The sequence below is a fragment of the Tractidigestivibacter scatoligenes genome (assembly GCF_001494635.1).
Lineage (GTDB): Bacteria > Actinomycetota > Coriobacteriia > Coriobacteriales > Atopobiaceae > Tractidigestivibacter > Tractidigestivibacter scatoligenes.
Genome location: NZ_LOJF01000001.1, coordinates 245,826 through 270,084 on the forward strand (window position 1 = coordinate 245,826; position 24,259 = coordinate 270,084).

Below are 24,259 nucleotides of genomic sequence, written 5' to 3' on the forward strand. Positions count from 1 at the left end.
GAGGAAGACATGTCCAAGGGACCCAGAGGCGGATACAACATGGGCGGTATGAACCGCAACCAGATGATGGCCCAGGCCCGCAAGATGCAGGAGCAGCTCGTTGCGGCACAGCAAAAGGCCGCGGCAACCGAGGTCTCGGCCTCGGCTGGCGGCGGCTCGGTAAAGGTCACGGCCACGGGCGACCTGCGCATTAGCTCCATCACCATCGACCCGCAGGCAGTTGATCCAGAGGACGTCGACATGCTGCAAGACATGATCCTTGCCGCCGTGAATGACGCCCTCGAGCAGGCAGAATCCGCTACCGAGAAGGCTATGAGCGCCGTCACCGGCGGCCTTAACATCCCGGGGCTCTTCTAGGGATGGACCGGCTTAACGACGGGCACGCGCTGCAGCGCCTCCTCGACGAGTTGGGCAGGCTGCCGGGTATTGGCCCCAAGTCTGCCCAGCGCATTGCGTACTATCTCCTCGAGGCCGACGTGGAGGAGGCGCGCAGGCTGGCCACGGCGATTCTCGAGGTGAAGGAGCAGGTCCATTTCTGCCCCATCTGCTTTAGCTATGCCACGCGCGACACCTGCGACGTGTGCTCGGACGCCTCACGCGACCGGACGACCATCTGCGTGGTCTCAGAGCCACGTGATGTCTCCGCCATCGAGCGCACGGGCAGCTACCACGGTCTCTACCACGTGCTGGGTGGCGTCATCTCGCCCATGGACAAGATTGGCCCCGAGCAGCTCCACGTGAAGGAGCTGCTCTCGCGTCTTGCCTCGGGCGAGGTCCAGGAGGTCATTCTCGCCACCAACCCGGACGTTGAGGGCGAGACAACCGCCACATACCTCTCGCGGATCATCCGCCCCCTGGGCGTGCGCGTGTCTCGTCTTGCCAGCGGCCTTCCCGTTGGCGGAGACCTCGAATATGCCGATGAGGTAACGCTCGGCCGTGCCATAGAGGCGCGCCGCGAGGTATAGCCACGCAGAGGTCTAGGATGGTGTTGACAGGACACATGCAAGGGGAGACGAGATGAGCTACGCATCCAATGACGAGAGGTACAGGCGCCCCGCGCACGCTGCGGGCAGGCATGCCGCCGGAGTCTCTAGGGTTGGAGCGCACGCCGTCCCCGAGGACGTCGACGACAGCGCAGCCCCGCGCCAGAGTGCGGCGCCCGTCGACTCCCTCCAGACACTCTCTGCGGGCCAGGGCGCTCGCGTGACCACGCGTGATAACGCGGCCGAGGCGGCAGACATTGCTCGCGACCGTGCCGAGAGGCGCTCCCGCAACCGTCGCCTGAGTGGGCGCAACCGTCCGGCGTATGGCTCGAAGCCCGAGCGAAAGCCCGCAAACCTCAAGTCTGTCCTGCTGGTTATCGCCGGTGTGGTTGGGCTCTTCGTCATTCTCGCGATTGTTGCTTTTGTCACCTTCCTTGGCGCGCAGGATAACGCGCAGAGCGCTGAGCCCGCTGCCACCACGGCAGAGGAGCCGCAGCAGGTCCAGACCACCTCGGACGGCTCGGTTACGTACCAGAACGTCACCTACTCGATTGAGGTCACCGGAGACGGAACGTATGCCGTTGTGGCCACTGACGCCCAGGGCAACAAGACCGAGGAGTTCACCGGCGAGGGCACGCCTGTCTCGCTTATCCTCTACAACTCGGTGATTGTGGTTCCCGAGAACAAGTCCGACGGCACGTGGGACGTTATGGCCTACACGCTTGGTGGCGATTCGACGCCCATGCTGGTGACCGATTCTTCTGGCAGCACCATTACGGGTACGGGAACCATTTCCTCGGCAACGCTAGACGGCTCCGTGGTCCACGTGGCGGACTCGACCGGTGCCACTACGGATGTGGCTCTCGAGTAAACGGGTCTCCGCTTGCGGTCCTGGTTTTGCTGGTGATGGGTGTTGCCCTCTCTGGGAGGGTACTGATCGCCTTTTTCTCCCGGCGGCAGGGGGAGTAGCTTCTATCTCGGTCGCGGATTTCGAACGGATAGGTACCCCTAAACGGCGAAATGCCGCGGCATTGCGGGAACGACGCAGATTCCGAACGGTTAACCACCCCTAAACGGCGAACTGGGGCGCCTGTCTATGCCCGAGCAGCCGCTGTAAATTGAGACCTGCAAATTCCGATTGATTAGACCGATTTAAACGATCGGAAAATGCAAGAGAAGCTGCAGTCCTGCCCCCTCTAACGCTTTGGGCTCCAGCCGGCTCCCTCGACCCCACAAAACTTTCTCAATTTTGGGCTAGACAGACCTTGCACCCTCTGCGTATAATAGCTCCCGCACAACGCGCGTGGGGTATTAGCTCAGCTGGTTAGAGCGCCGGCCTGTCACGTCGGAGGTCGCGGGTTCGAGCCCCGCATATCCCGCCATTGTGAACTCAAGGAGCCCCGCAAGGGGCTCCTTTCATATGTGTACGAGATGTGCGAGAAACGCCTGTCCAACACTGCGTGCCTACCGGTCATGTCATCACGTCGACGCATTGCGACAGGTACCCGTCAATCGTCCGAATTGATACGGCAAATAGTACAATTCACCCCGTGCCATTATCGGACTGGTATTATTGGCACGATACGATTCCCAACAGCACTATGGAGACGCACAGCATGCTCGCTTCTACAAACGACAGCGCGCAACCGCAGAGAAAGGCCAGGCTGGCTGTATTTGACTTCGACGGCACGTCCATCGACGGTCAGTCCGGTGCGCTCTTCTCAGTGTATCTGTGGCGTCACGGCCTCATGTCTGTGCCTCGGGCCGCTGCACTCGTCTGGTGGGGCCTGCGATACAAACTGCACCTTCCACAGAGCCAAGACGAGGCCCGCGAGCTTGTCTTTGGTGCGCTCGAGGACCTCAGCCACCGAGACATCGACAAGATTATGCACGAGTTCTACGAGAGTACCCTCAAGGACCGCTATCGTCCGGAGGTTGCCGCAGAGGTTGCCAAGCGGCGCGAGGAAGGTTGCGTCACGCTGCTTGTCTCGGCGACGTTTGCACCCATCGCCGCCGATGCTGCCAAGGCCCTTGGCGTGGACGACTACATTGCCACTGGCATGGAGCGCGATGCCGAGGGCAACTACACGGGGCGCGTCGAGGGAACCGTGGTACAGGGGCCCGAAAAGGTCGCGGCAGTTACGCGCTGGGCAGACGCCCACCTGGGCGAGGGTGCGTGGACCCTTGCGTACGCTTATGGCGACCACCACACGGATGCAGAGCTTCTCTCAGCGGCCGCCAAGGGATATGCGGTGTGCCCGGGAGAGACGCTTAGAAAATTGGCACGGCAGCGTGGCTGGGAGATTCTCGAATGGGGAAGCTCGCCCGCAAAGATGAGCCGGAGGAGGGGCTAGCCCGTCGGGCTGCCAGGAGGTAGCTATGGAAATCTCGAGAAAGACCGATTACGCGCTTCGTATGCTGGCGGCTCTCGTCCAGAATCCCGACGGTGTGGTCTCGGTGCGCACAGCTGCTAAGGACAATGACGTCCCGTACTCCTTTGCTCGGTCTATCCAGCACGACCTTGCTCTGGCAGGCATCGTTGAGAGCACGCGCGGTGCCCATGGCGGCATGAGGCTGGCCGTCGACCCGCGTACCACGTCGCTCCTCAAGCTCGTGGAGGCAGTGCAGGGCCCCATCCTCATCTCGTCCTGTGACTACGCCGGTGATGACGGAGGTCCCTGCCCGCGCATGGCCGAGTGCCACTTCAACCCCATCTGGTGCAACGCCGAGCGTATGCTGCGCTCCTACTTTGACTCCGTGACCCTCTACCAGGTTGTGATGGAGGGCAAGATGCCGCAGATGACTGGCTCGTTCAGGCTTGTGGGCAACAAGCGCAAGGCCAAGGCTGCGACAGAGTAATGCCGTCCGTTGCAGACTCTGGCTCGCTGCCGACAGCTGAGGAGCTTGCCTCGTTTCGCGCTGCGGTGCTTGCCCGCGGGCGTGAGCTTTACCGCGACCTCCCTTGGCGCCGCACGAGAGACCCCTATGCCATCTGGATTTCTGAGGTCATGCTGCAGCAGACACAGGTCTCGCGCGTGGACGGCCGCTGGCAGCACTGGCTGGGGCTCTTTCCTACGGTTGATGCCCTGGCCTCCGCGGATTCCGCGGATGTGTTGGACGAGTGGCAGGGCCTGGGCTACAACAGGCGCGCGCTCTCGCTCTGGCGCGCAGCGCAGGAGGTCTCGGCGGCGGGCGGCCAGATGCCTTCCGACGAGGTCGCGTTGAAGGCGCTCCCTGGCGTTGGCCCGGCAACGGCGGCTGGCATTCGCTCATTCGCCTTTGACATGCCCGGCGTGTATCTCGAGACAAACGTGCGCACCGTTCTTCTCCACGAGCTCTTTCCCCATGAGGAGGGCGTTTCTGACACGCAGCTGGTGCCCATCGTGCGCGCCACATGCCCACCAGACGCCAACGATCCCACAGACGATCCACGTACCTGGTACTACGCCCTTCTCGACTATGGGGCGCACCTTAAGGCAACAGTTCCCAACCCCTCGCGTCGATCGCGCTCGCATGTGCGGCAGTCGCGTTTCGAGGGCTCTCACCGTCAGAAGCGCGCCGAAGTCCTGCGCATACTCCTCGCTCACCGAGCCGACCCGCGCGGCGGCGTGGACCTTGATACTCTTTGCGTGGAGCTTTCGCGCGAGGAGCGCGCGGCGGGTAGAAGGGGTGTGAACGCGTCGGATACCCAGACGTTACTGACGGAGCTCTCGAAGGAGGGTTTTTGTCATAATAACGGTAACATTTGGTGCACCTGATGCTACCATGGGAGCCGCCTGCGAAGGCAGGCGGGACACGGCTTCGTAGCCCAATGTTTCCCCCAAGGAGGGGGAAGGAGAGGAGCAGTAATGGCAGTCGATTTTGAAAACTCGCAGACCAAGAAGAACCTCGAGGCAGCGTTCGCAGGTGAGTCCCAGGCGAGCCGCAAGTACTCCTACTACGCCAGCAAGGCCAAGAAGGAGGGCTACGTCCAGATTTCCGACATCTTCACCGAGACCTCTGGCAACGAGTCCGAGCACGCCAAGCTTTGGTTTAAGTATCTGCACGGCGGCGACGTGCCCGACACTCTGACCAACATCAAGGATGCTGCGGCCGGCGAGAACTACGAGTGGACCGAGATGTACAAGGGCTTCGCCGAGACCGCTGACGAGGAGGGCTTCAAGGAGATCGCTGCCAAGTTCCGTCTGGTTGGCGAGGTCGAGAAGCACCACGAGGAGCGCTACAACAAGCTCGCCGAGCGCGTCGAGAAGGGCGAGGTCTTCAACCGCCCGGGCGTCAAGGTCTGGAAGTGCCTCAACTGCGGCCACCTGCACGTTGGTCCCGAGGCCCCCAAGGTCTGCCCCGTCTGCAACCACCCGCAGAGCTACTTCGAGGAGCAGGCGATCAACTACTAGCGCTTGTCGCATAGGGTTCGCCAATCTAGCGAGAGACAAGAGACGCCCGTCCCGTGCTTCGGGGCGGGCGCCTCTTTCTGCGTGACGAGAAGTCCTGCTCTACTCCTGGGGCAGAGCAGGAGCGTAGCGAAGCGCCTCGTACAGCGCGGCGTTGGTGCTGTTCTCGTAAGGCGAGACGTAGAAAAGGCCAACGAGCCCCAGCGTGAGGAGCGAAAGTATGTTCCAGCCAATAAACGAGAGGTCGAGGACAAAGGCATTCCACTTGTTGCCGTCCATAAGGGCGCGGCTCTGCTCGCATGCTTCGGCGGAGGAAAGCGCGGGGTTCTCGGCGAGGAGATAGTCAACCAGCCGGTATTCGTAGGCCTTCACGATGCCGGGAATCACGAGCAGCAGTGCCCAGGCGAAGATCTTGAGGTCCTTCAAGAACATGACCTTCACGATATTGAGGTAGCTGCTATCGAATGCCCAGAGAACCTCTCGCACATTTGCCGGCTCGCGAAGATTGAGAAACAGGAAGCGTTGGCAACCCACCTGGAGGGGCAGAACGAGGAACACTCCAATCAGGATGCCGAGAACCGCGATGACAACTAGGGCTGTAAGCCCAATACCCACGAAGAAGCCTGCAACCAACTGGCTGTTGGTCGAGAGGGCAGAGGCGGGGTCCGCGAGCATGTGGGTGGTTTCGGAGAGGCCCTCGCTGCTTGCGTCGGAAGAGCCGCGGGAAAGCGACGTCGAGTAGGTGAGCAACGACAGGATGAAGGCGACGAGGACCGTCTTCCAGTAGTTACGCTTGAATGCAGCCTTGCCGCGATCCTTTAGTTCTGCTCTGGTCCACATGGCTTGCCCCTTCTGTTGGTCTGGTTGCGGGAGGTGCTGGCATAGTGTTCACGATGACAGCATATGGTATGGGATTGCAAAAAGCACCGACGGTGGCTTAATGACCAGTTAGAAAGCCAGTAGTTCGTCGCTATCTGTTTGCACGATAACAACCTATCCAAACCTTGTGGAACTACGAGGGTTCCTTCTCGCCGCGTGGGTGGCTATAGTTGGGAGCCATGGAGAGGACACAGACATACCAACCAATTCCGGGCAGGCAGATGCCTTAGCCCGACCGCGAGTAACAGTGACGTTGCCACGCGCTCGGGCTCATCCGGAAGCACCAGCTATCAGCAATTGCGATATCACACTTTCAGCGCATTACGAGAAACAAGGAGCAAGCATCATGGCTTTCGAACTCAACCCCGACTTCGCCAAGGATCCCGAGAAGCACTTCAACACCCTGCAGGTCCACGCCGGCTGGTCCCCCGATCCCACCACCGGCTCCGCGGCACTTCCCGTCTATGCTTCCGCTGCATTCGAGTTCAAGGACGCCGAGGACGGCGCCGCCAAGTTCGCCCTCTCCCGTCCCGGTAACGTCTACGGCCGTCTGACCAACACCACCACCGATGCCGTAGCCGCCCGTGTGGCAGCCATCGAGGGTGGCACCGGCGCCGTTGCCGTCGCCTCTGGTCACGCAGCCGAGATTCTCGCCCTCACCAACCTGGTGGGTGCGGGCGACGAGATCGTTGCCTCCGACTCGCTCTACGGTGGCACCTGGAACATCTTCCTGCACACCCTCGGCGACCTAGGCGTGAAGACCACCTTCGTCGAGAACAACGACATCGACGCCTTTGTTGCTGCCACCACTCCCAAGACCAAGCTTTGGTACGTCGAGACCATCGGCAACCCCCTGGTCGACGTGGCGGACGTTCCCGCCATCGTTGAGGCCGCCAACTCGCTGCCCTCGCCCGTGCCCGTCTTTGTCGACAACACCTTCGCGACCCCGTACCTCTATCGTCCCGCCGAGGACGGCGCGGCCGTCGTGATCGAGTCCCTCACCAAGTGGATTGGCGGTCACGGTGCTACGCTGGGCGGCGCGGTTATCGACACCGGCAAGTTCAACTGGAAGCAGGACCCCGAGAAGTGGCACACCCTGGCTCAGCCCGACCCCTCCTACCACGGCATCGTCTTCGCTGACGCCGCTCCCGCCGCGCCCTTCGCTACCCGCGTGCTTGCCAACAAGCTTCGCGACTTTGGTCCTACGCTCTCTCCGTATGCGGCCCAGCTCATTGGCCTTGGCATCGAGGACCTGTCCCTGCGCGTCCAGCGCCACTCCGACAACGCACTCGCTGTGGCCAAGTACCTCCAGGAGAACCCCAAGGTCTCCTGGGTGCGCTACTCCGGACTCGAGGGCGATCCCTCGCATGAGGTTGCAAGCCGCATCCTGCACCACGGCTTTGGCGGCGTAGTGGTCTTTGGCGTCAAGGGCGGCCGTGAGGCTGGCCTCAACGTGGTGAACAACGTGAAGCTCTTCACGCACCTTGCCAACGTGGGCGATGCCAAGTCCCTCATCATCCACCCTGCCTCCACCACGCACTCCCAACTTACGGCCGAGCAGCTCAAGGCTGCACACCTCTCCGAGGACCTCATCCGCCTCTCCATTGGCATCGAGGACGTGGACGACATCATCGCCGACCTCGACCAGGCGCTCGCCAACGCATAGGCTGCTGGTAGCGACTCACCAGTCTTCTCGCGTTCCTAATGCTTGTCGCCAAAAGGCTACTTTTGGCGAGAATTGCAACACAGACGGCCCTCCGGCGACGAACAATCGCCGGAGGGCCCCTTTTGTGCGCAGTGGCTGCGGAAAACCGCCCTCGGGCAAGAAAACGGCGCCCGAAGGGCCTCCACGTACGGGATCCCGTACAAAACCCCTGTTCGGGCGCCAGATTCTCGCCGGAAGGGCCTTCTCGTACGGTACCGCGTCGGAAACGCGCCTTCCGGCGTCACCAGGACGTCGCGAGCCGTCGAGCCGCCAAGCTCCTACTTCTTCCGCTTGAAGTAACGGTCGGGCTGGCCGGCGCTCGGACAGATGTCGGCCATGGGGCACCCCGCGCACTTGGGCGAGCGCGCCGTGCATACGTCGCGCCCAAAGTGGATCCATTCCTCGTTGACGTTGCCCCACAGCTCGCGCGGAATCACGTCGAGAAGGTCCTTCTCGGCGGCAGCTGGCGTTGTTGCGCGGGTGAGCCCAAAGCGCGTTGCCAGACGGAACACGTGAGTGTCCACCGCTATGCCGTCTACCACGCCAAATGCCTTGTTAAGCACGATGTTGGCGGTCTTTCTCCCCACGCCAGGCAGCTGGCAGAGTTCCTCCATGGTCCCCGGAACCTTTCCGCCAAAGTCAGAGACAATCATCTGCGCCGTCTCCACGCAGTGCTTGGACTTTGCCCGCCAAAAGCCAATGGAGTGTATGACCTCACCAACCTCCACCGGGTCCGCGGCGGCCATAGACTCGGCGTCCGGCCAACGCGAGAAGAGCTCGGGTGTTACGCGGTTCACGCCGGCATCGGTGGTCTGTGCCGAGAGAAGCACGCATAGTACCAGCTCAAATGGGTTCGCAAACGCAAGAGCACTCTTGACGCCGGGGTACAACTCGCCCATGCGGCGGCAAATCTCGGTGGCGCGCTCTCGCTTAGACTTCTTTGACTCCCTTGGCATGGCAGCTCCTCTCGTCTGGCGACAATGATACCCAATGGCCCGCAATTGAGCGCTCGGATGCGAGGTGCCGTGAGCGCAATTGTCACCTAAGCCGTCCGCGCCTTACGGCCTCGCGCTTACCGCTGTCAGGCTCCGTTCGGGAGTTGAGATAGACCGCTCGCACCGTTATGTGGAACCGTTCCCGCACTCCTTGGCTCAACACTTGTGCGACCCCGGTTGGTTTGCGTTTATGGAATATAATTGGAAAATGACGGGGGCGACGGCCAATAAACCGCACGTCACACCCCATGGGGGACACAAACGACGCGTGAGGAGCGAGCATGCAGACTCGTGACAGTTCTCTGTACTTGAGCGACGACGACCTCTACCTGCTGGCAAAGGGCGAGTGGTACCGCAGCTACGACAAGATGGGCGCACACCAGGCCGTCGACGAGAACGGCACCGAGGGCTTCCACTTTGCCGTCTGGGCGCCCCAGGTGAAGAGCGTTCACGTGATTGGGGAGTTCAACAACTGGGATGAGGGGGCCAATCCGCTCACCAAGACCAAGACTGGCGATGTCTGGCAGGGCTTTGTCCCCGGCGTCCAGATGGGTTCGCTCTACAAGTTTGTGATCGAGACAAACTCCGGCAAGCGCCTCTACAAGGCAGACCCGTACGCGTTCTTTGCCGAGAAAGCACCGGGTACGGCCTCGTGCACGTACGACGTCACCGGCTATACATGGAGCGACAAGGCATGGCTCGCCAAGCGCGCCAAGGCAGACAAGCTCAAGACCCCGCTCAACATCTTTGAGGTGCACCTTGGCTCGTGGCGCCGTCACGGCGACGAGCCGCAGGGAGACCCGCGCCCGGACGGCACCTATCCCGGCCCTGGCGATCCGTTCCCCGCTCAGCGCGGCGAGTTCTACTCGTACGACGACCTCTCCGTCGAGCTGGTGGACTACGTGCGCACCATGGGCTACTCGCACATCGAGCTCATGCCCATCATGGAGCACCCGTTTGACGGCTCGTGGGGCTATCAGGTGACGGGTTACTTCGCCCCAACCTCGCGCTACGGTGAGCCCAAGCAGTTCAAGCACTTTGTCGACGCCTGCCACAAGGCCGGCATCGGCGTGATTCTCGACTGGGTACCGGGCGGCTTCTGCGCCGACGAGCAGGGCCTCGCCACTTTCAACGGCGAGATGCTCTACGAGAACGAGATTCACCCCAACTGGGGTACGCACAAGTTCGACTTCTCGCGCGGCCAGGTGCGCACCTTCCTCATCTCCAACCTGCTCTACTGGATTGACGAGTACCACGCCGATGGCATCCGCATGGACGGCGTCACTTCCATGCTCTACCTCAACTTTGGCGTGGACGATCCGCGCCTCAAGAAGTTCAACTCGCGCGGCACCGAGGAAGACGACGAAGCCATCGCGTTTATCCGCCAGTGCAACTCCACGGTGGGCAAGTACTACCCGGATGTCTCGATGATTGCCGAGGAGTCCACGGCGTGGCCGCTCGTGACCTACCCACCCGAGGACGGCGGCCTGGGCTTCAACTTCAAGTGGGACATGGGTTGGATGAACGACACACTGCACTACATGCAGACCGACTTTCCCTATCGCCCGGGCAACCACAGGCTGCTCACGTTCTCGACCATGTATCAGTTCAACGAGAACTTCGTGCTGCCGCTTAGCCACGACGAGGTGGTAAACGGCAAGTGCTCGCTTATCACGCGTATGCCCGGTGACTACTGGCGTCAGTTCGCCGGCATGAGGGCGCTTGCCTTCTACCAGATGACGCACGCGGGTGGCAAGCTCAACTTCATGGGCAACGAGATTGCCCAGTTCATCGAGTGGCGCTATTACGAGGGCATCCAGTACTTCCTGGCCGAGCAGTACGATACCCACCGTCACCAGCAGCAGTTTGTCGCTGCGCTCAACGCGTTCTACAACGCGCATCCCGCGCTCTGGCAGAACTCCTACACGAGCGACGGCTTCGAGTGGATTGACGCCGACAACGCCAAGCAGTCAATCATCTCGTTCATCCGCAAGGGGGACAACCCCAAGGACGACCTCGTCATTCTCATCAACTTTGACGTGAACGCCCGCGAGGACTTCCGCCTTGGCGTGCCCGAGGAGGGCTACTACGAGGAGCTGTTCAACTCCGACGCCGAGCAGTTTGGCGGCTCTGGCGTGGTCAATATCGGCAAGCTCGAGACCAGCGAGATTGCGTGGAACGGCCGCAAGCAGTCCGTCGTCGTCCGCGTGCCTCCGCTGGGCGGCCTCGTCCTGCACCGCACCGGCGCGCTGAGGAAGCGCCGCACCACCGCTGCGCGCGCAAAGTCGTCGGCAACAACGGCCGCCCCTAAGCCCGCCGCCAAGAAGCCGGCAAGCAAGGCTGCCGCCACCAAGAAGCCTGCGGCAGAGGCCAAGCCCGCAGCGGCCAAGAAGCCGGCCGCCGCCAAGAAGCCGACGACAACAAAGAAGCCTGCTGCAGAGGCCAAGCCCGCATCGCGCAGAACGGCAAAGAAGTAAGAAAACCGCCATTTGTCACGCGTGCCATACCGTCAGGCAACGCGCGCGTGACGAATGCGCCCGTATAATGAGACGGGAACGTTCCCATGTAATGTTGGGGGTGTTCCGTCCCGCAGGACATGACATTGGAGTCACATGGCACAGGAAAAGATCTTCAAGGACACCGCAGATTTCGAGAAGCAGTACCGCGAGGCTTGCATGGCAGACCTCAGCAAGAAGTTCGAGGACTGCACCCAGCTCGAGCGCTATCAGGTGCTCGCAACGCTTATCGCAAAGAAGTCGCGCAACGTTGGCATTGGCACTCACCAGAAGGGCGAGAAGAAGGTCTACTACTTCTCCCTCGAGTTCCTCCTTGGTCCGCTGCTTGACAACTACCTGCTCAACCTCGGCGTCCATGATCTTGTCGCCAAGGGCGTGGAGGACATGGGCGGCTCTTTGGAGACCATCTGCCGCCAGGAGGCAGACCCCGGCCTGGGTAACGGCGGCCTCGGTCGTCTCGCCGCGTGCTTCCTCGACTCCATGGCACACGAGGGCATTGCCGGCTATGGCAACGGCATGCGCTACCACTACGGCCTGTTCCGCCAGGTCATCGAGGGCGGTCGCCAGGTCGAGAAGACCGACAACTGGCTTGAGAACGGCTTCCCTTGGGAGTCTCGCCGTGACTCCGGCACGGTGATTGTGCAGTTTGGCGGCCGGGTTGTGCGCCACGAGGACGAGACCGGCCGCTACTGGTTCACCCAGGAGGGCGGCGAGAAGGTGCGCGCCGTCCCGTATGACGTGCCCATCGTTGGCTATGGCACCAAGAAGGTCAACCACCTGCGCCTTTGGAGCGCCGAGCCCTACGAGGAGAACTTCGACCTCGACGCGTTCAATGCTGGCGACTATGCCAAGGCGAACAAGTTCCGCTCCGACGTCGAGGCTATCTCCACGATTCTCTATCCCAACGACTCCGGTGAGCATGGCAAGATCCTGCGCCTGAAGCAGGAGTACTTGTTTGTCTCCGCTGGCCTTCAGACCATCCTCGGTACCTACGAACGCGACTTTGGGCCCGACTGGGAGCACCTTGCCGACCACGTGGCCATCCACACCAACGATACGCACCCCGCCATGTGCGGCCCCGAGCTCATGCGCATCCTGGTAGACGAGCGTGGCGTGGACTTTGACCTGGCCTTCAAGATCGCCAAGCAGACCATCTCCTACACCAACCACACGGTCATGCCCGAGGCGCTGGAGAAGTGGCCCATCGACACCTTCCGTGCCCTCATGCCACGCCTGTACATGTTCATCGAGGAGATCGACCGTCGCTATCGCGAGAGCTTCCCCCACACCTTCGACGACTGGGGAGAGATGCTCAAGAACACCGCCATACTGTGGGACGGCCAGGTGCGCATGGCAAACCTCTCCATCATCTTCAGCCACTCGGTGAATGGCGTCTCCGCGCTTCACACGAGCATCCTCGAGGAGGGCGTGCTCAAGGACTTCTACCGCCTCAACCCCGAGATGTTCAACAACAAGACCAACGGCGTCTCTCACCGTCGCTTCCTCGCCGAGGCGAACCCCTCCTACGCGCGCCTCATCTCTGGCGCCATTGGCACGGGCTGGTTGGATGACGCCTTCGAGCTGGAGAAGCTCACTGCCTACGAGGATGACGCCGGCTTCCTGGACGAGATGGAAAAGGCCAAGCTTGCCGACAAGCAGCGCCTTGCCGCCTACGTTAAGGAGACCTCTGGCGTCGACCTTGACTGCTCCATGGTCTTTGACGTGCAGGTAAAGCGCTTCCATGCCTACAAGCGCCAGCTCCTCAACGTGTTCAAGATCCTGGACATCTACAACCGCATCCTTGCAGACCCGCACTTTGACCCGCGCCCCACGGCGTTCATCTTCTCGGGCAAGGCTGCACAGAGCTACACCTTTGCCAAGGAGGTCATCCGACTCATCAACTCGGTGGCCGACGTGGTGAACAACGACCCGCGCGTGAACGACAAGATCAAGGTCGCCTTTGTCCCCAACTTCGCCGTGTCGAGCGCTCAGCTCATCTACCCCGCGGCCGAGATTTCCGAGCAGATCTCGACTGCCGGCACCGAGGCCTCCGGCACGTCCAACATGAAGCTCATGATGAACGCGGCCATCACGCTGGGCACCTACGACGGCGCCAACGTCGAGATTGCCAAGCTCGTGGGTGACGAGAACATCAAGATCTTTGGTCTGCGTACCGAAGAGGTGGAGGCGCTGCACGCCTCTGGCCGCTACTTCGCGTGGGACCAGTACAACACCGATCGCGAGCGCCTTGGCCGCGTTGTGGACATGCTCTCCGACGGCTCGCTCGCTCGCCTCTCGGGCAACTTCGAGAGCATCCACGACTACCTCATGGTGAGCAACGATCCAGACCTTGTTCTGCGTGACTTCCGCTCCTATGTTAACGCCTGGGACGAGCTCACCACCGCCTACGGAGACCGCGCCGCATGGAACAAGTCTGCGCTGCACAATACCGCCAAGGCCGGATACTTCTCTAGTGACCGAACCATTCGCGAGTACATGAGTGACATCTGGCATATTGAGGCTTAGGAACCATCCCGCGAACTTGCGGGTTGAAGGTACGTGGCAAGTGTTGGGACGATTGAAGGGAATGGGGGACCTTATGAGCAAGAAGGAATGCATCGCGATGCTTCTTGCCGGAGGACAGGGCAGCAGACTTGGTGCGCTCACCAGCAACGTGGCAAAGCCTGCGGTCTCGTTCGGGGGCAAGTTCCGCATCATCGACTTTGCGCTGTCCAACTGCGCAAACTCGGGCGTCTCGACGGTGGGCGTTCTCACGCAGTACCGCCCGTACCTCCTGCACTCCTACATTGGCACCGGCGAGGCGTGGAACCTCGACGAGCGTGACGGCGGCGTTTCCATTCTGCCGCCTTACGCCACCCAGACGGGCGGTGCCTGGTACGAGGGCACGGCAGACGCCGTGACCCAGAACCTGGGCTACATTGACCAGAACGATCCCGAGTACGTGCTCATCCTCTCGGGCGACCAGCTCTACCGCATGGACTACGGCAAGATGCTGGAGAACCACAAGCGCCACAACGCCGACCTCACCATCGCCGTGATGCCGGTGCCCTGGGAAGAGGCCTCGCGCTTTGGCATCATCACCCAGGACGAGGACGAGCGCATCCTCAAGTTCACCGAGAAGCCCAAGAAGCCCGATTCGAACCTCGCCTCTATGGGCATCTACATCTTCAACGCCGACCTCCTCGAGAGCTCCCTCAAGGAGGACGCCATCGACCAGACCTCCGAGCACGACTTCGGGAAGAACATCATCCCCAAGCTTCTGGCAGACGGCAAGCGCCTGTATACGTACGAGTTCAACGGGTTCTGGCGCGACGTGGGTACCATCTCGAGCTACCACGAGACGAGCATGGACCTTCTCGGCCCCAACCCCGCCTTCGACCTCTACAGCGAAGACTTCCCCATCATGAGCAACGCCTCCACGAGGCCGCCCGCGTTTGTGGGCCGCGATGGTGACGTGGACGACTGCCTCGTTGCCAACGGTGTGCAGGTCTACGGCAAGGCCAAGCACTCGATTCTCTCGGTCGACGCATACGTGGGCGAGCATGCCACGGTTGTCGACTCCGTCCTGCTCCCCGGTGCCGTCGTCAAGAACGGCGCGCATGTTGTTCGCGCAATCCTGGGCGAGAACTCCGTCGTCGAGGAGAACGTGAACCTCGGTAGCGTCGACTCTACGAAGGACACGGCTGTCATTGGGAATGACGTCGTTGTCGGGAAGGGGGAGTAAGCAATGGAAAAGGTCATTGGTCTTATCACGTGCAACTACTCGGCCAAGTCTCCGAGCGCACTCGTCGAGAGCCGCCCGGTTGCGTCTATGCCGTTCCTTGGCCGCTACCGCCTGGTCGACTTCCCCCTGTCCAACATGGTCAACGCCGGCCTGCGCACGGTTGGCATGGTCATGCCCTATAACTACCGCTCGATCATCGACCACGTGGGCTCCGGTAAGGACTGGAACCTCGACCGCAAGAACGGCGGCCTGTTTGTCCTCCCCGGCTCCGCCTTTGGCACCTCTCGCACGGGTGCTCGCTTCCTGCTGCGCGACCTTGTCCACAACAAGGTCTTCTTCACCAGGTCCAAGTCTGACTATGTGATCTTCTCGACCGCCAACTTTGTCTACAACATGGACCTCAACGACCTGTACAACGCACACGTGGCATCTGGTGCGGACGTCACCGTGCTTACCAAGCAGGCAAGCGGCAACGACGCCGACGTTACGGGCTTTGAGATGGATGGCTCCCGCGTCACTGGCGTGAAGCACGGCGTCTCGTTTGGCGATACCGCCTTCCTTGACTGCTTTGTGATTAGCCGCCAGCTGCTGCTTGACATGTTCGACTGGTACGCTGCCACCGACTACCTTGACCTTTTTGAGGCCATGGGCAACGACTACGGTCGCGTGAACGTTCAGGCGTACAACTTTGATGGCTATGCGGCGGCGGTGTTCAACAAGAAGAGCTACTACCGCTCCAACATGGACGCGCTCGACCCGCGGATCAATGCCGAGCTCTTCCCCGAGGGCCGCTTCATCAAGACCAAGGCGCACGACACGTCGCCCGCCAAGTTTGAGGTGGGTTCCCACGTCACTAACTCGCTCGTCTCCGCTGGCTGCCGCATCTTTGGCAACGTTGGCGATTCCGTCCTTGGCCGCAATGTCATTGTGGAGAGCGGTGCCACCATTCGTGGTTCCGTGGTGATGCAGGACTGCGTTATCAAGAGCGGCGCTCGCGTAGAGAACGCGATCGTCGACAGGAACAACGTCGTCCCGGCAGGCACCGAGCTTCGTGGCACCCCCGAGGACGTCCTCATCAAGGAAAAGGGTCGCGAGTAAAGGTGGGAACCATGCCAACAAGCGCACACCGCAGGAAGCTGAGGATCCTCTTTGCATCCTCGGAGGCGGTGCCGTTCGCCAAGACTGGCGGCTTGGGCGACGTGGCGGGTTCCCTCCCGCGCGCGCTCAAGCACGCTGGTGCCAAGGCGGCAGTTATTATGCCCAAGTACGGCACCATTCCCCAGGAGTACAAGGACCGCATGAAGCACGTTGCGGACTTCTACGTGCCCCTGGCATGGAGGAATGTCTACTGCGGCATCGAGAAGCTCGAGCTTCAGGGGCTCGACTTCTACTTCGTGGACAACGAGGCGTACTTCAAGCGTGACGGGCTCTACGGCTACTTTGACGATGGCGAGCGCTTTGCCTTCTTTGCGAAGGCCATTTGCGAGGCAATCGTCAAGGTGCCGGAGCTTGCCTGCGACGTCCTGCACTGCAACGATTGGCAGACAGCGCTTTGCCCCGTCTTCCTGCGCGAGCTCTACCGTGGCGCGCCGCAGTGCAACAACGTCAAGACCGTCATGACGGTCCACAACATCAAGTTCCAGGGCCAGTACGGAGACAAGATGCTCTCCGACATCCTTGGCCTTGCTGACATCCCCGCCGCTCGTGACCAGCTCTACTGCGACAAGGACTCGATCAACTTCATGAAGGGTGGCCTGTGCTACGCGGACGCCCTTACCACCGTGAGCCCGAGCTACGCCTACGAGCTGCAGATGCCGTTCTACGGAGAGGGGCTTGATCCCATCTTCCGCAGGCGCTCCAACATCCTGACGGGCATCCTCAACGGTATCGACACGAGCATCTGGAACCCCAAGACAGACGCCATGATTCCGGCCAACTACTCTGCCGACGACCTTGCCAACAAGGCCGAGTGCAAGCGTGCCCTCCAGGAGGAGCTTGGTCTGCGCCAGGACCCCACACGCCCGCTTGTGGTGATGATTGGCCGTCTCACCAACCAGAAGGGCCTGGGACTTGTCCGCTACGCCATGGACGGCATCATGAGGCGTGGCGTCCAGGTGGCCATTCTCGGCACCGGTGACGCTGACCAGGAGGAGGCGTTCCGCTACTTCGACCAGAAGTACGGCGACATGATGTGCGCGCGCATCGCCTTTGACAACGCGCTTTCGCACCGCATGTACGCTGGCGGCGACATCCTGCTCATGCCGTCCGAGTTTGAGCCCTGCGGGCTCTCCCAGATGATTGCCATGCGCTATGGCACGCTTCCTCTCGTGCGCGAGACGGGTGGCCTGCGCGACTCTGTGGTCCCGTACAACAAGTTCACCGGCGAGGGTACCGGCTTCCGCTTCTCCAACATGAACGCGGACGAGATGGCCGACACCCTCCTGGGGGCCTGCGAGATCTTCTGGACTAACCAGGAGCTCTGGACTAAGCTCATGCTCCAGGCCATGGCGACGGACTTCAGCTGGCGCCGTGCCGCAAACGACTACATGGACATCTACCACGGACTTCACCCTGAGGTCATTAGGTACAACAAGAGAAGAGACAGGTAAGGCTTGAAGGCGCGGCACGTAACTTCCGAGAGGGAGTACAGAGATCCCTTTGGCGCCGTCCGGTTGGGCGGCGCCGTTACTGTAGGCATCGACGTCTGGGATGACGAGGTGGTGTTCTGCACCCTTCGCACCTGGACGGACGGGGTGGGTGAGCGACTCCTCGAGATGCATGGCGAGAAGCGCGGCGGTGTGACGCACTTCTCGGTTACCTTTACGCCGGACAGGACCGGCATCATTTGGTACAGCTTCGACATCGAGGCGTCCGATGGCGCCGTGTGGCGCTATGGCGCTCAGCCCGGCTGGACTACCGGCGAGGGCGCGTTTGCCTATGGCGACCCGCCATCGTTCCAGATAACCGTGTACAAGCAGCGTGCCATCCAGCCCAACTGGTATCGCGGCGGCATTGTCTACCAGGTCTTTCCCGATCGCTTTGCCCGTGGGAAGGACTGGCGCCACAGGGCCGACGTCGCCATGGAGCGCCCACACATCGCAGGTCCCGGCCGTACCGTGATCGACGACTGGTCCACGCCCCCTACCTACGACAAGGACGAGAATGGCCGCATAAAGCGTTGGGACTTCTACGGCGGAACCCTCGAGGGCGTTCGCGAGAAGCTGCGCTACCTCAAGGATCTGGGCGTGACGGTGATCTACCTCAACCCCATATTTGAGGCCGCAAGCAACCACCGCTACGACACCGGTGACTACATGGCCATCGACCCCATGCTTGGTGACGAGGAGAGCTTCCGCCGCCTGTGCGTGGACGCCGAGGAGATGGGCATCTCGGTGATCCTGGACGGCGTCTTCAACCATACGGGCTGCGATTCTCGCTACTTCAACAAGTACGGGAACTACCCAGACTCCGTGGGCGCATACCAGAGCACGGACTCGGTCTATCGCTCGTGGTACACGTTCCATGACGACGGGACCTACGACAGCTGGTGGGGTGTGGACGACCTTCCCGCCATCAACGAGAACGACCCCTCCTACCACGAGTTTATTTGTGGCCGAGAGGGCGTGGTGCGTCGGTGGCTGCGCGATGGCGCACGCGGCTGGCGCCTGGACGTGGCCGACGAGCTTCCAGACAGCTTCATCGCGGACATCAAGCATGCGGTTCTCGCCGAGAAGCCCGACGGCCTTCTCATTGGGGAGGTGTGGGAGGACGCCAGCAACAAGACCGCCTACGGCTCGCTGCGCCAGTACTTCGAGGGCTCTGAGCTTGACGGCACCATGAACTACCCGCTGCGCGAGGGCCTTCTCGCCTTCATGCGCAACGAGATTGGCGCGCAGGAGCTCACAAGACGCCTGGAGCAGCTGGGCGAGAACTACCCCGGCCAGGCGCTCTACAGCGAGCTCAACCTCCTGGGCAGCCACGACCGCGAGCGGCTGTTCACGACGCTCGGCGGCGCACCCAACCCCGACACGCTCTCCGAGTCCGAGCGTGCGTCGTATCGCCTTGACCCCGGCCAGCGCAACCTGGCCAAGAGCCGCCTGTGGGCAATTACGCTGTTGCAGATGACCCTGCCTGGGGTTCCCTGCATCTACTATGGGGACGAGCGCGGCATGGAGGGCTTCCGCGACCCGTACAACCGCGCGGCCTACCCCTGGGGCGGCGGTGACAAGGACTGCTTTGACATCTACCGCAACGCCATTGCCGTGCGCAAGACGCTCGACGTGCTGGTGGACGGCAGGTTCAACCCGTTTGCGGTGGGCGATGACGTGTTTGGGTTCTGGCGCAGGAGCCGAACCAAGAGCGACTGCGTGTGCGTGCTGGTCAACGCCAGCCTGAAAGACTCGCATACCGTGCGGGTGCCCATTGAGAGCGGCATGGAGGTCTCGGATGTTGTCTCCGGCCGCGACCCTAAGGTATCGCAGGGCCAGGCGGAGGTCTTCCTGTGGCCGCTGGGCACGGCGGTGCTGCACTTCCATAGGCACGAGCGACTCCAGAAGCCGCTCGAGCGCGGTATGGGTGTGCTGTGCCACGTGACCTCGGTGCCCAACAACGGCAAGCCGGGAACGCTGGGGGCGCCGGCAAAGCGCTTCGTGGACTGGCTTGCCAGTTGCGGCCAGCGCTACTGGCAGGTGCTTCCCGTGAACCCCACGGACGAGTTTGGCTCGCCCTATGCGGGGCTGGCTGCCAATGCGGGCAATGTTGCTCTTCTCGAGCGTGATCCCGAGGAGGTTTTCGCTGACGACTCCCTCTTTGGTGATGGTCGCTTTGCGGAGTTCTGCGACGACAACGACTACTGGCTTACCCCCTACGCCACCTTCTGTGCACTGAAGGACAAGTTTGACGATGCCCCATGGCAGGCCTGGCCAGAGCACTATCGCAGCTATTCTCCGCGCCTTGCGGATGACCCAGAGCTGGTGCCGGGCATCGAGGCGGCGCGCAAGCTGCAGTTTGAGTTCCAGCTTGAGTGGAACGAGCTCCGCGCATATGCCAACAAGCGCGGCGTGCGCATCGTGGGCGACATGCCCATGTACGTCTCGGCTGACTCTGCGGACGTGTGGAGCGAGCCGGACATCTTTGACCTGGACGAGAATGGCCATGCTGCCATGCAGGCCGGCGCCCCCGCCGACCAGCTCTCCGCCGAGGGACAGCTCTGGGGCAACCCCACCTACGACTGGGACGTCCTGCGCTCCGACGGCTACGACTGGTGGCTGCGCAGGCTTGATCGCGCGTTCAAGCTCTATGACTACGTTCGCCTTGACCACTTTATTGGGTTCTCCTCGTACTACGAGATTGAGGCTGGAAAGCCGGCGACCGAAGGCGCGTATGCCTTTGGGCCTGGCGCCAATCTCTTCCGTGCAGCCAACAAGCTCTTTGGCGGCTTGCCGCTTATCGCCGAGGACCTGGGCAACGTCACTCCCGCCGTTCGCGCGCTTATAGCCGAGACGGGTGTGCCAGGTATGAGCATTGTTCAGTTTGCCGACCAGGACGTTCGCAACGAGTTCACGCCCAACAGGGGGTCTGTAGTCTACACGGGCACGCACGACACCGAGACCCTGGTGGGCTGGTGCTCCCGTAGCTTTGCTGACGGTGACGCCGAGAAGGCCGCCGAGGTGGCACGCGACATCGAGCGCCGCACCGTTGGCGTCGAGAACGACGTGGTAATCATGCCGCTCCAAGACGTGCTTCTCCTTGGGAACGAGGCGCGCATGAACGTGCCCGGCGTGGCCGAGGGCAACTGGGCGTGGCAGGCGGATGCGGCAGACGTTGAGGCTGCGGCCGCCTGGCTTCGCGAGCTTGCAGATGATTCCGGGAGGGCTACCGGGAAGTAGCAAGGCTTTCGGAGAATAGCTCCTTTTCTTAATGCGCTATTGCGTTTGCGCAGGTCGCGGTAATCGCGTTTAAGAATCGGAGCTATTCTCTGGCCTTGCGTGGTGGCGCAGATAACCATGCCGCTTACGTAAATTCTCAACAACGTTAAAAAATCCCAAAACTCTGTGTAAGCGTTCAGTTATGATTGGCTGCATCCTTTACATGAACCTTATCTTTGTCCAAAGGATCTGCCATGGCACTCACGCGCAAAGAGTTCGACATCCTCAGTACGCTTGCCACCTCCCCGGGCGATGCCCGTGCTCAGGCGGCCTCTCCGGAACTGGATGAGCTTCGCAGCATGGGGCTTGTGTCAGGCACCGCCATCACCGAGCTTGGCCGCAAGGCGCTGGAGCCCTATCGCGTAGAGAACGCGGTCATCATGGCCGCTGGCCTCTCGTCTCGCTTTGTGCCCGTCTCGTACTGGCGTCCCAAGGGACTCACGAGCGTTCGCGGCGAGGTGCTCATCGAGCGCCAGATTCGCCAGCTCCACGAGGCGGGGATAACAGACATCACCGTTGTTGTTGGCTATCGTGCGGATGAGTTTGCCTACCTTGTCGAGAAGTACGGTGTTCGCCTGGTGAACAACGACCTCTATGCTGAACGGAATAACAACTGGACGCTCTGGCTTGTTCGTGACCAGCTGAGGAACACCTACGTCTGCTCGTCGGATGACTACTTCGCCAAGAACCCCTTCGAGACGTACGTCTATCGCGCCTACTACTCGGCAGTCTACATGGATGGCCCTACGGACGAGTGGTGCCTGGGCGTTGACGAGAATGACCGCATCACTTCCGTGACGGTTGGCGGCAAGGATGCGTGGGCCATGCTCGGCCACGTGTACTTTGACCGCGCCTTCTCCAACACCTTCGTGCGCATTCTCGAGAGCATCGTGCGCAGCCCGTTCTACGAGGAGAAGTACGCCGACGAGCTCTGGGAGACCATCTTTGCACGCAACCCCGACTGCCTCTCGATGGACATGCGCCGCTATCCGGCAGACCAGGTCCTGGAGTTTGACTCGGTGGACGAGCTGGTGGAGTTTGACCCCGGTTTTCTCTCCACTGTCGAGTGCCCTGCCATCGACAACATCGTGGACGTCCTGGGGTGCGAGCGCACGCAGCTGCACGACTTCTATCCCATCAAGAACGGGCTCACCAACCTCACCTTCCACTTTGCCGTGGGGACAGACGAGTACGTCTATCGCCACCCTGGCATTGGTACCGAGAAGTTCATCAACCGCACTGCCGAGAAGGACGCAGACACCGTTGCTCACGAGCTGGGGATAGACCGCACCTTCATCTACGAGGACGCCGAGAAGGGCTGGAAGATCTCGCGCTTTGTGCCCAACGCGAGAAACGTCGACCCCCTCAACCACTATGAGGTCTCGCGTGCGATGGCGCTAGCCCGCACCTTCCACGAGTCGGACGCGAAGATCGATGCCAAGTTCGACTTCTACGAGGACGGCCTTGGCTACGAGCAACTGCTCAAGTCCCATGGTGAGATTGGCGTCCCAGGCTATGAACAGCTGCGCGAGAAGGTCACCCGCCTGAATGAGTACTGCGTCGCCGACGAGGGCTTCTCTGCCTGCTTCTGCCATAACGACTATCTGCCGCTCAACTTCCTCATTGGCGAGGACGGCTCGATGAGCGTGATCGACTGGGAGTTTGCCGGCATGGGAGACCCTGGCAACGACACGGCGACCTTCATCATCTGCTCCCAGTACAACGAGGAGCAGGCCAACGCCGCCATTGACGCCTACTTTGGGCGAGCGGCGACTCCGGTCGAGCGGCGCCACTTCTGGGCACGCGTGGTGCTCGGCGGTTGGTGCTGGTACGTCTGGGCGCTTGAGAAGGACGCCGAGGGGGCGGGCGTGGGCGAGTGGCTCGACATCTACAAGAGCTACGCCGTCACATATGTTGACAAGGTTCTCTCGTGGTACGAGAAGAACGACACCATAACTGCCTAACAGGCTGTTGAGAGGGGACTATCATGCCGTATGGCTTTGGCGCTGCGCTCACCTGGGCGCTTGACACGGTAATTCTCGGCATCGCGCTGGCCAACCCAGCCTTTGCCGCCACGCCGCAGGCAATCGCGCTCGCCGCCTTCACGAGCACCTTCCTGCACGACGCAAGCTCGGCGGTCTTCTCGTTTGCCTACATGGGCATTCGTCGCAAGCTGGGCGAGACCTGGCGTACGCTTCGCAGCAAGAGTGGCCTGGTCATCGTGGGCGCCGCCCTTATCGGCGGTCCCGTGGGCATGACGGGCTACGTGCTTGCCATCAACAACATTGGCCCTGCCTACACGGCTGCCATCTCGGCCTTCTTCCCAGCCTACGGCGCAGCGCTTGCAACCGTGGTCCTTAAGGAGCACATGCGTCCATACCAGTGGGCGGGGCTTGCGGCATGTCTGGTTGCGGTCGCCGTGCTGGGCTGGACGCCCGTCGACGGCGTGCCCGGAAGCTGGGGCATGGGCATCGTTGGCGCCCTCGTGTGCGTTCTTGGCTGGGGCACCGAGGCTGTGGTGATCGACTGGGGCCTGCGCAACGCGAGCGTGGACGACGAGTGCGCCATGCAGATACGCCAGACCACCTCTGCCCTTACGTACGCGCTGGTCATCCTGCCGTTCCTCGGTGGCTGGCCCAGTGCCATCGAGGCCCTTACCTCAAGCGCCATGCCCACCATCGCGCTTGCGGCCCTCTCCGGCACGGCATCGTACCTGCTCTACTACAAGGCGATTGCCACCATTGGTGCTTCACGTGCCATGGCGCTCAACATCACGTACTCCGCCTGGGCCATCCCCTTCTCGCTTTTGCTTCTGGGCACGATGCCCGATGCTCGTGGCGTGGTGTGCGCCGTTGTAATCATCCTTGGCGCCATCACGGCGGCGACAGACGTGAAGACCCTCTTTGGGCGAGGGGAGAAGGCTGGCGCATAGGCCCGTACTGACCAGTGCATGAGACAAAGGGACAGTCCCTTTGTCTCATTTGCGAGGACGCTTCGACCCTGGTCCCGTCACCTGCTACAATCGCGGAGAATTGCCACCACAAGCGAGCCCGCATGCATGGCCATGCGGGCCGCTTTGCATGTCCTTTGGCAGGGCGGGGTGCCCGGCCGCCAGGTG

At 61.6% G+C, this 24,259-nt stretch carries 18 protein-coding genes and 1 tRNA gene; 17 read left to right on the plus strand and 2 right to left on the minus strand.

The window, feature by feature from the left end; genetic code table 11:
• Positions 1-9: 9 nt before the first annotated feature.
• The 8 genes from AUL39_RS01060 (at position 10) to rbr (ending at position 5,377) form a co-directional block, all read left to right on the plus strand.
• On the plus strand, positions 10-357 hold the full coding sequence (locus tag AUL39_RS01060) for a YbaB/EbfC family nucleoid-associated protein (RefSeq protein WP_235810718.1): 348 nt from the start codon (positions 10-12) through the stop codon (positions 355-357).
• 2 nt (positions 358-359) lie between these two features.
• Positions 360-965, plus strand: coding sequence for a recombination mediator RecR (recR, locus tag AUL39_RS01065; protein WP_059052765.1), 606 nt, complete (start codon positions 360-362; stop codon positions 963-965).
• A 52-nt stretch (positions 966-1,017) separates the two neighbouring features.
• Entirely contained in the window at positions 1,018-1,854 is an 837-nt protein-coding gene (locus tag AUL39_RS01070; RefSeq protein ID WP_059052767.1) for a hypothetical protein, read from the plus strand.
• Between the two features lie 434 nt (positions 1,855-2,288).
• Positions 2,289-2,365: transfer RNA gene (locus tag AUL39_RS01075), tRNA-Asp, on the plus strand.
• A gap of 234 nt (positions 2,366-2,599) precedes the next feature.
• Positions 2,600-3,337 (plus strand): HAD family hydrolase, encoded by a 738-nt coding sequence (locus AUL39_RS01080; protein ID WP_153001531.1) that lies wholly within the window; start codon positions 2,600-2,602, stop codon positions 3,335-3,337.
• A 25-nt stretch (positions 3,338-3,362) separates the two neighbouring features.
• Positions 3,363-3,842 carry an RrF2 family transcriptional regulator gene (locus AUL39_RS01085; RefSeq protein ID WP_059052771.1) on the plus strand — a complete coding sequence of 160 codons (480 nt, stop codon included), beginning with the start codon at positions 3,363-3,365 and terminating at the stop codon, positions 3,840-3,842.
• On the plus strand, positions 3,842-4,741 hold the full coding sequence (locus AUL39_RS01090) for an HhH-GPD family protein (protein WP_059052773.1): 900 nt from the start codon (positions 3,842-3,844) through the stop codon (positions 4,739-4,741). The genes AUL39_RS01085 and AUL39_RS01090 overlap by 1 nt, the downstream gene beginning before the upstream one ends.
• Positions 4,742-4,831: 90 nt before the next feature.
• Positions 4,832-5,377, plus strand: a complete 546-nt coding sequence (gene rbr, locus AUL39_RS01095) for a rubrerythrin (RefSeq protein WP_059052776.1) — start codon at positions 4,832-4,834, stop codon at positions 5,375-5,377.
• A gap of 99 nt (positions 5,378-5,476) precedes the next feature.
• On the opposite strand, the gene AUL39_RS01100 is transcribed toward rbr, so the two are convergent.
• Positions 5,477-6,214 carry a DUF975 family protein gene (locus AUL39_RS01100; RefSeq protein WP_059052779.1) on the minus strand — a complete coding sequence of 246 codons (738 nt, stop codon included), beginning with the start codon at positions 6,212-6,214 and terminating at the stop codon, positions 5,477-5,479.
• A gap of 385 nt (positions 6,215-6,599) precedes the next feature.
• Here AUL39_RS01100 and AUL39_RS01105 point away from each other — a divergent pair, with 385 nt between their 5' ends.
• Positions 6,600-7,919 carry an O-acetylhomoserine aminocarboxypropyltransferase/cysteine synthase family protein gene (locus AUL39_RS01105; protein WP_059052781.1) on the plus strand — a complete coding sequence of 440 codons (1,320 nt, stop codon included), beginning with the start codon at positions 6,600-6,602 and terminating at the stop codon, positions 7,917-7,919.
• Positions 7,920-8,236: 317 nt separating this feature from the next.
• Here AUL39_RS01105 and nth read toward each other — a convergent pair whose 3' ends face one another.
• The gene (nth, locus tag AUL39_RS01110; RefSeq protein WP_059052784.1) at positions 8,237-8,914 is read right to left on the minus strand and encodes an endonuclease III; all 678 of its coding nucleotides are present in this window, start codon (positions 8,912-8,914) and stop codon (positions 8,237-8,239) included.
• 320 nt (positions 8,915-9,234) lie between these two features.
• Between nth and glgB the strand changes: the two genes are divergently transcribed.
• The 8 genes from glgB to AUL39_RS01150 all read left to right on the plus strand — a co-directional run bounded on the left by glgB (position 9,235) and on the right by AUL39_RS01150 (position 24,073).
• Positions 9,235-11,430 (plus strand): 1,4-alpha-glucan branching protein GlgB, encoded by a 2,196-nt coding sequence (glgB, locus tag AUL39_RS01115; protein WP_059052786.1) that lies wholly within the window; start codon positions 9,235-9,237, stop codon positions 11,428-11,430.
• A 135-nt stretch (positions 11,431-11,565) separates the two neighbouring features.
• A complete protein-coding gene (locus AUL39_RS01120; protein WP_059052788.1) occupies positions 11,566-13,995 on the plus strand; it encodes a glycogen/starch/alpha-glucan phosphorylase in 2,430 nt (809 codons plus the stop codon).
• 73 nt (positions 13,996-14,068) lie between these two features.
• Complete coding sequence (locus tag AUL39_RS01125; protein WP_059052791.1) at positions 14,069-15,214, plus strand: glucose-1-phosphate adenylyltransferase; 1,146 nt, start codon at positions 14,069-14,071, stop codon at positions 15,212-15,214.
• Between the two features lie 3 nt (positions 15,215-15,217).
• The gene (gene glgD / locus AUL39_RS01130; protein ID WP_059052793.1) at positions 15,218-16,312 is read left to right on the plus strand and encodes a glucose-1-phosphate adenylyltransferase subunit GlgD; all 1,095 of its coding nucleotides are present in this window, start codon (positions 15,218-15,220) and stop codon (positions 16,310-16,312) included.
• An 11-nt stretch (positions 16,313-16,323) separates the two neighbouring features.
• Positions 16,324-17,823 (plus strand): glycogen synthase GlgA, encoded by a 1,500-nt coding sequence (gene glgA / locus AUL39_RS01135; RefSeq protein ID WP_059054016.1) that lies wholly within the window; start codon positions 16,324-16,326, stop codon positions 17,821-17,823.
• A gap of 3 nt (positions 17,824-17,826) precedes the next feature.
• A complete protein-coding gene (locus tag AUL39_RS01140) occupies positions 17,827-21,102 on the plus strand; it encodes a 4-alpha-glucanotransferase (RefSeq protein ID WP_059052795.1) in 3,276 nt (1,091 codons plus the stop codon).
• Positions 21,103-21,335: 233 nt separating this feature from the next.
• A complete protein-coding gene (locus AUL39_RS01145) occupies positions 21,336-23,105 on the plus strand; it encodes a phosphotransferase (protein WP_059052797.1) in 1,770 nt (589 codons plus the stop codon).
• A 23-nt stretch (positions 23,106-23,128) separates the two neighbouring features.
• On the plus strand, positions 23,129-24,073 hold the full coding sequence (locus AUL39_RS01150; RefSeq protein ID WP_059052800.1) for a DMT family transporter: 945 nt from the start codon (positions 23,129-23,131) through the stop codon (positions 24,071-24,073).
• Positions 24,074-24,259: the final 186 nt, after the last annotated feature.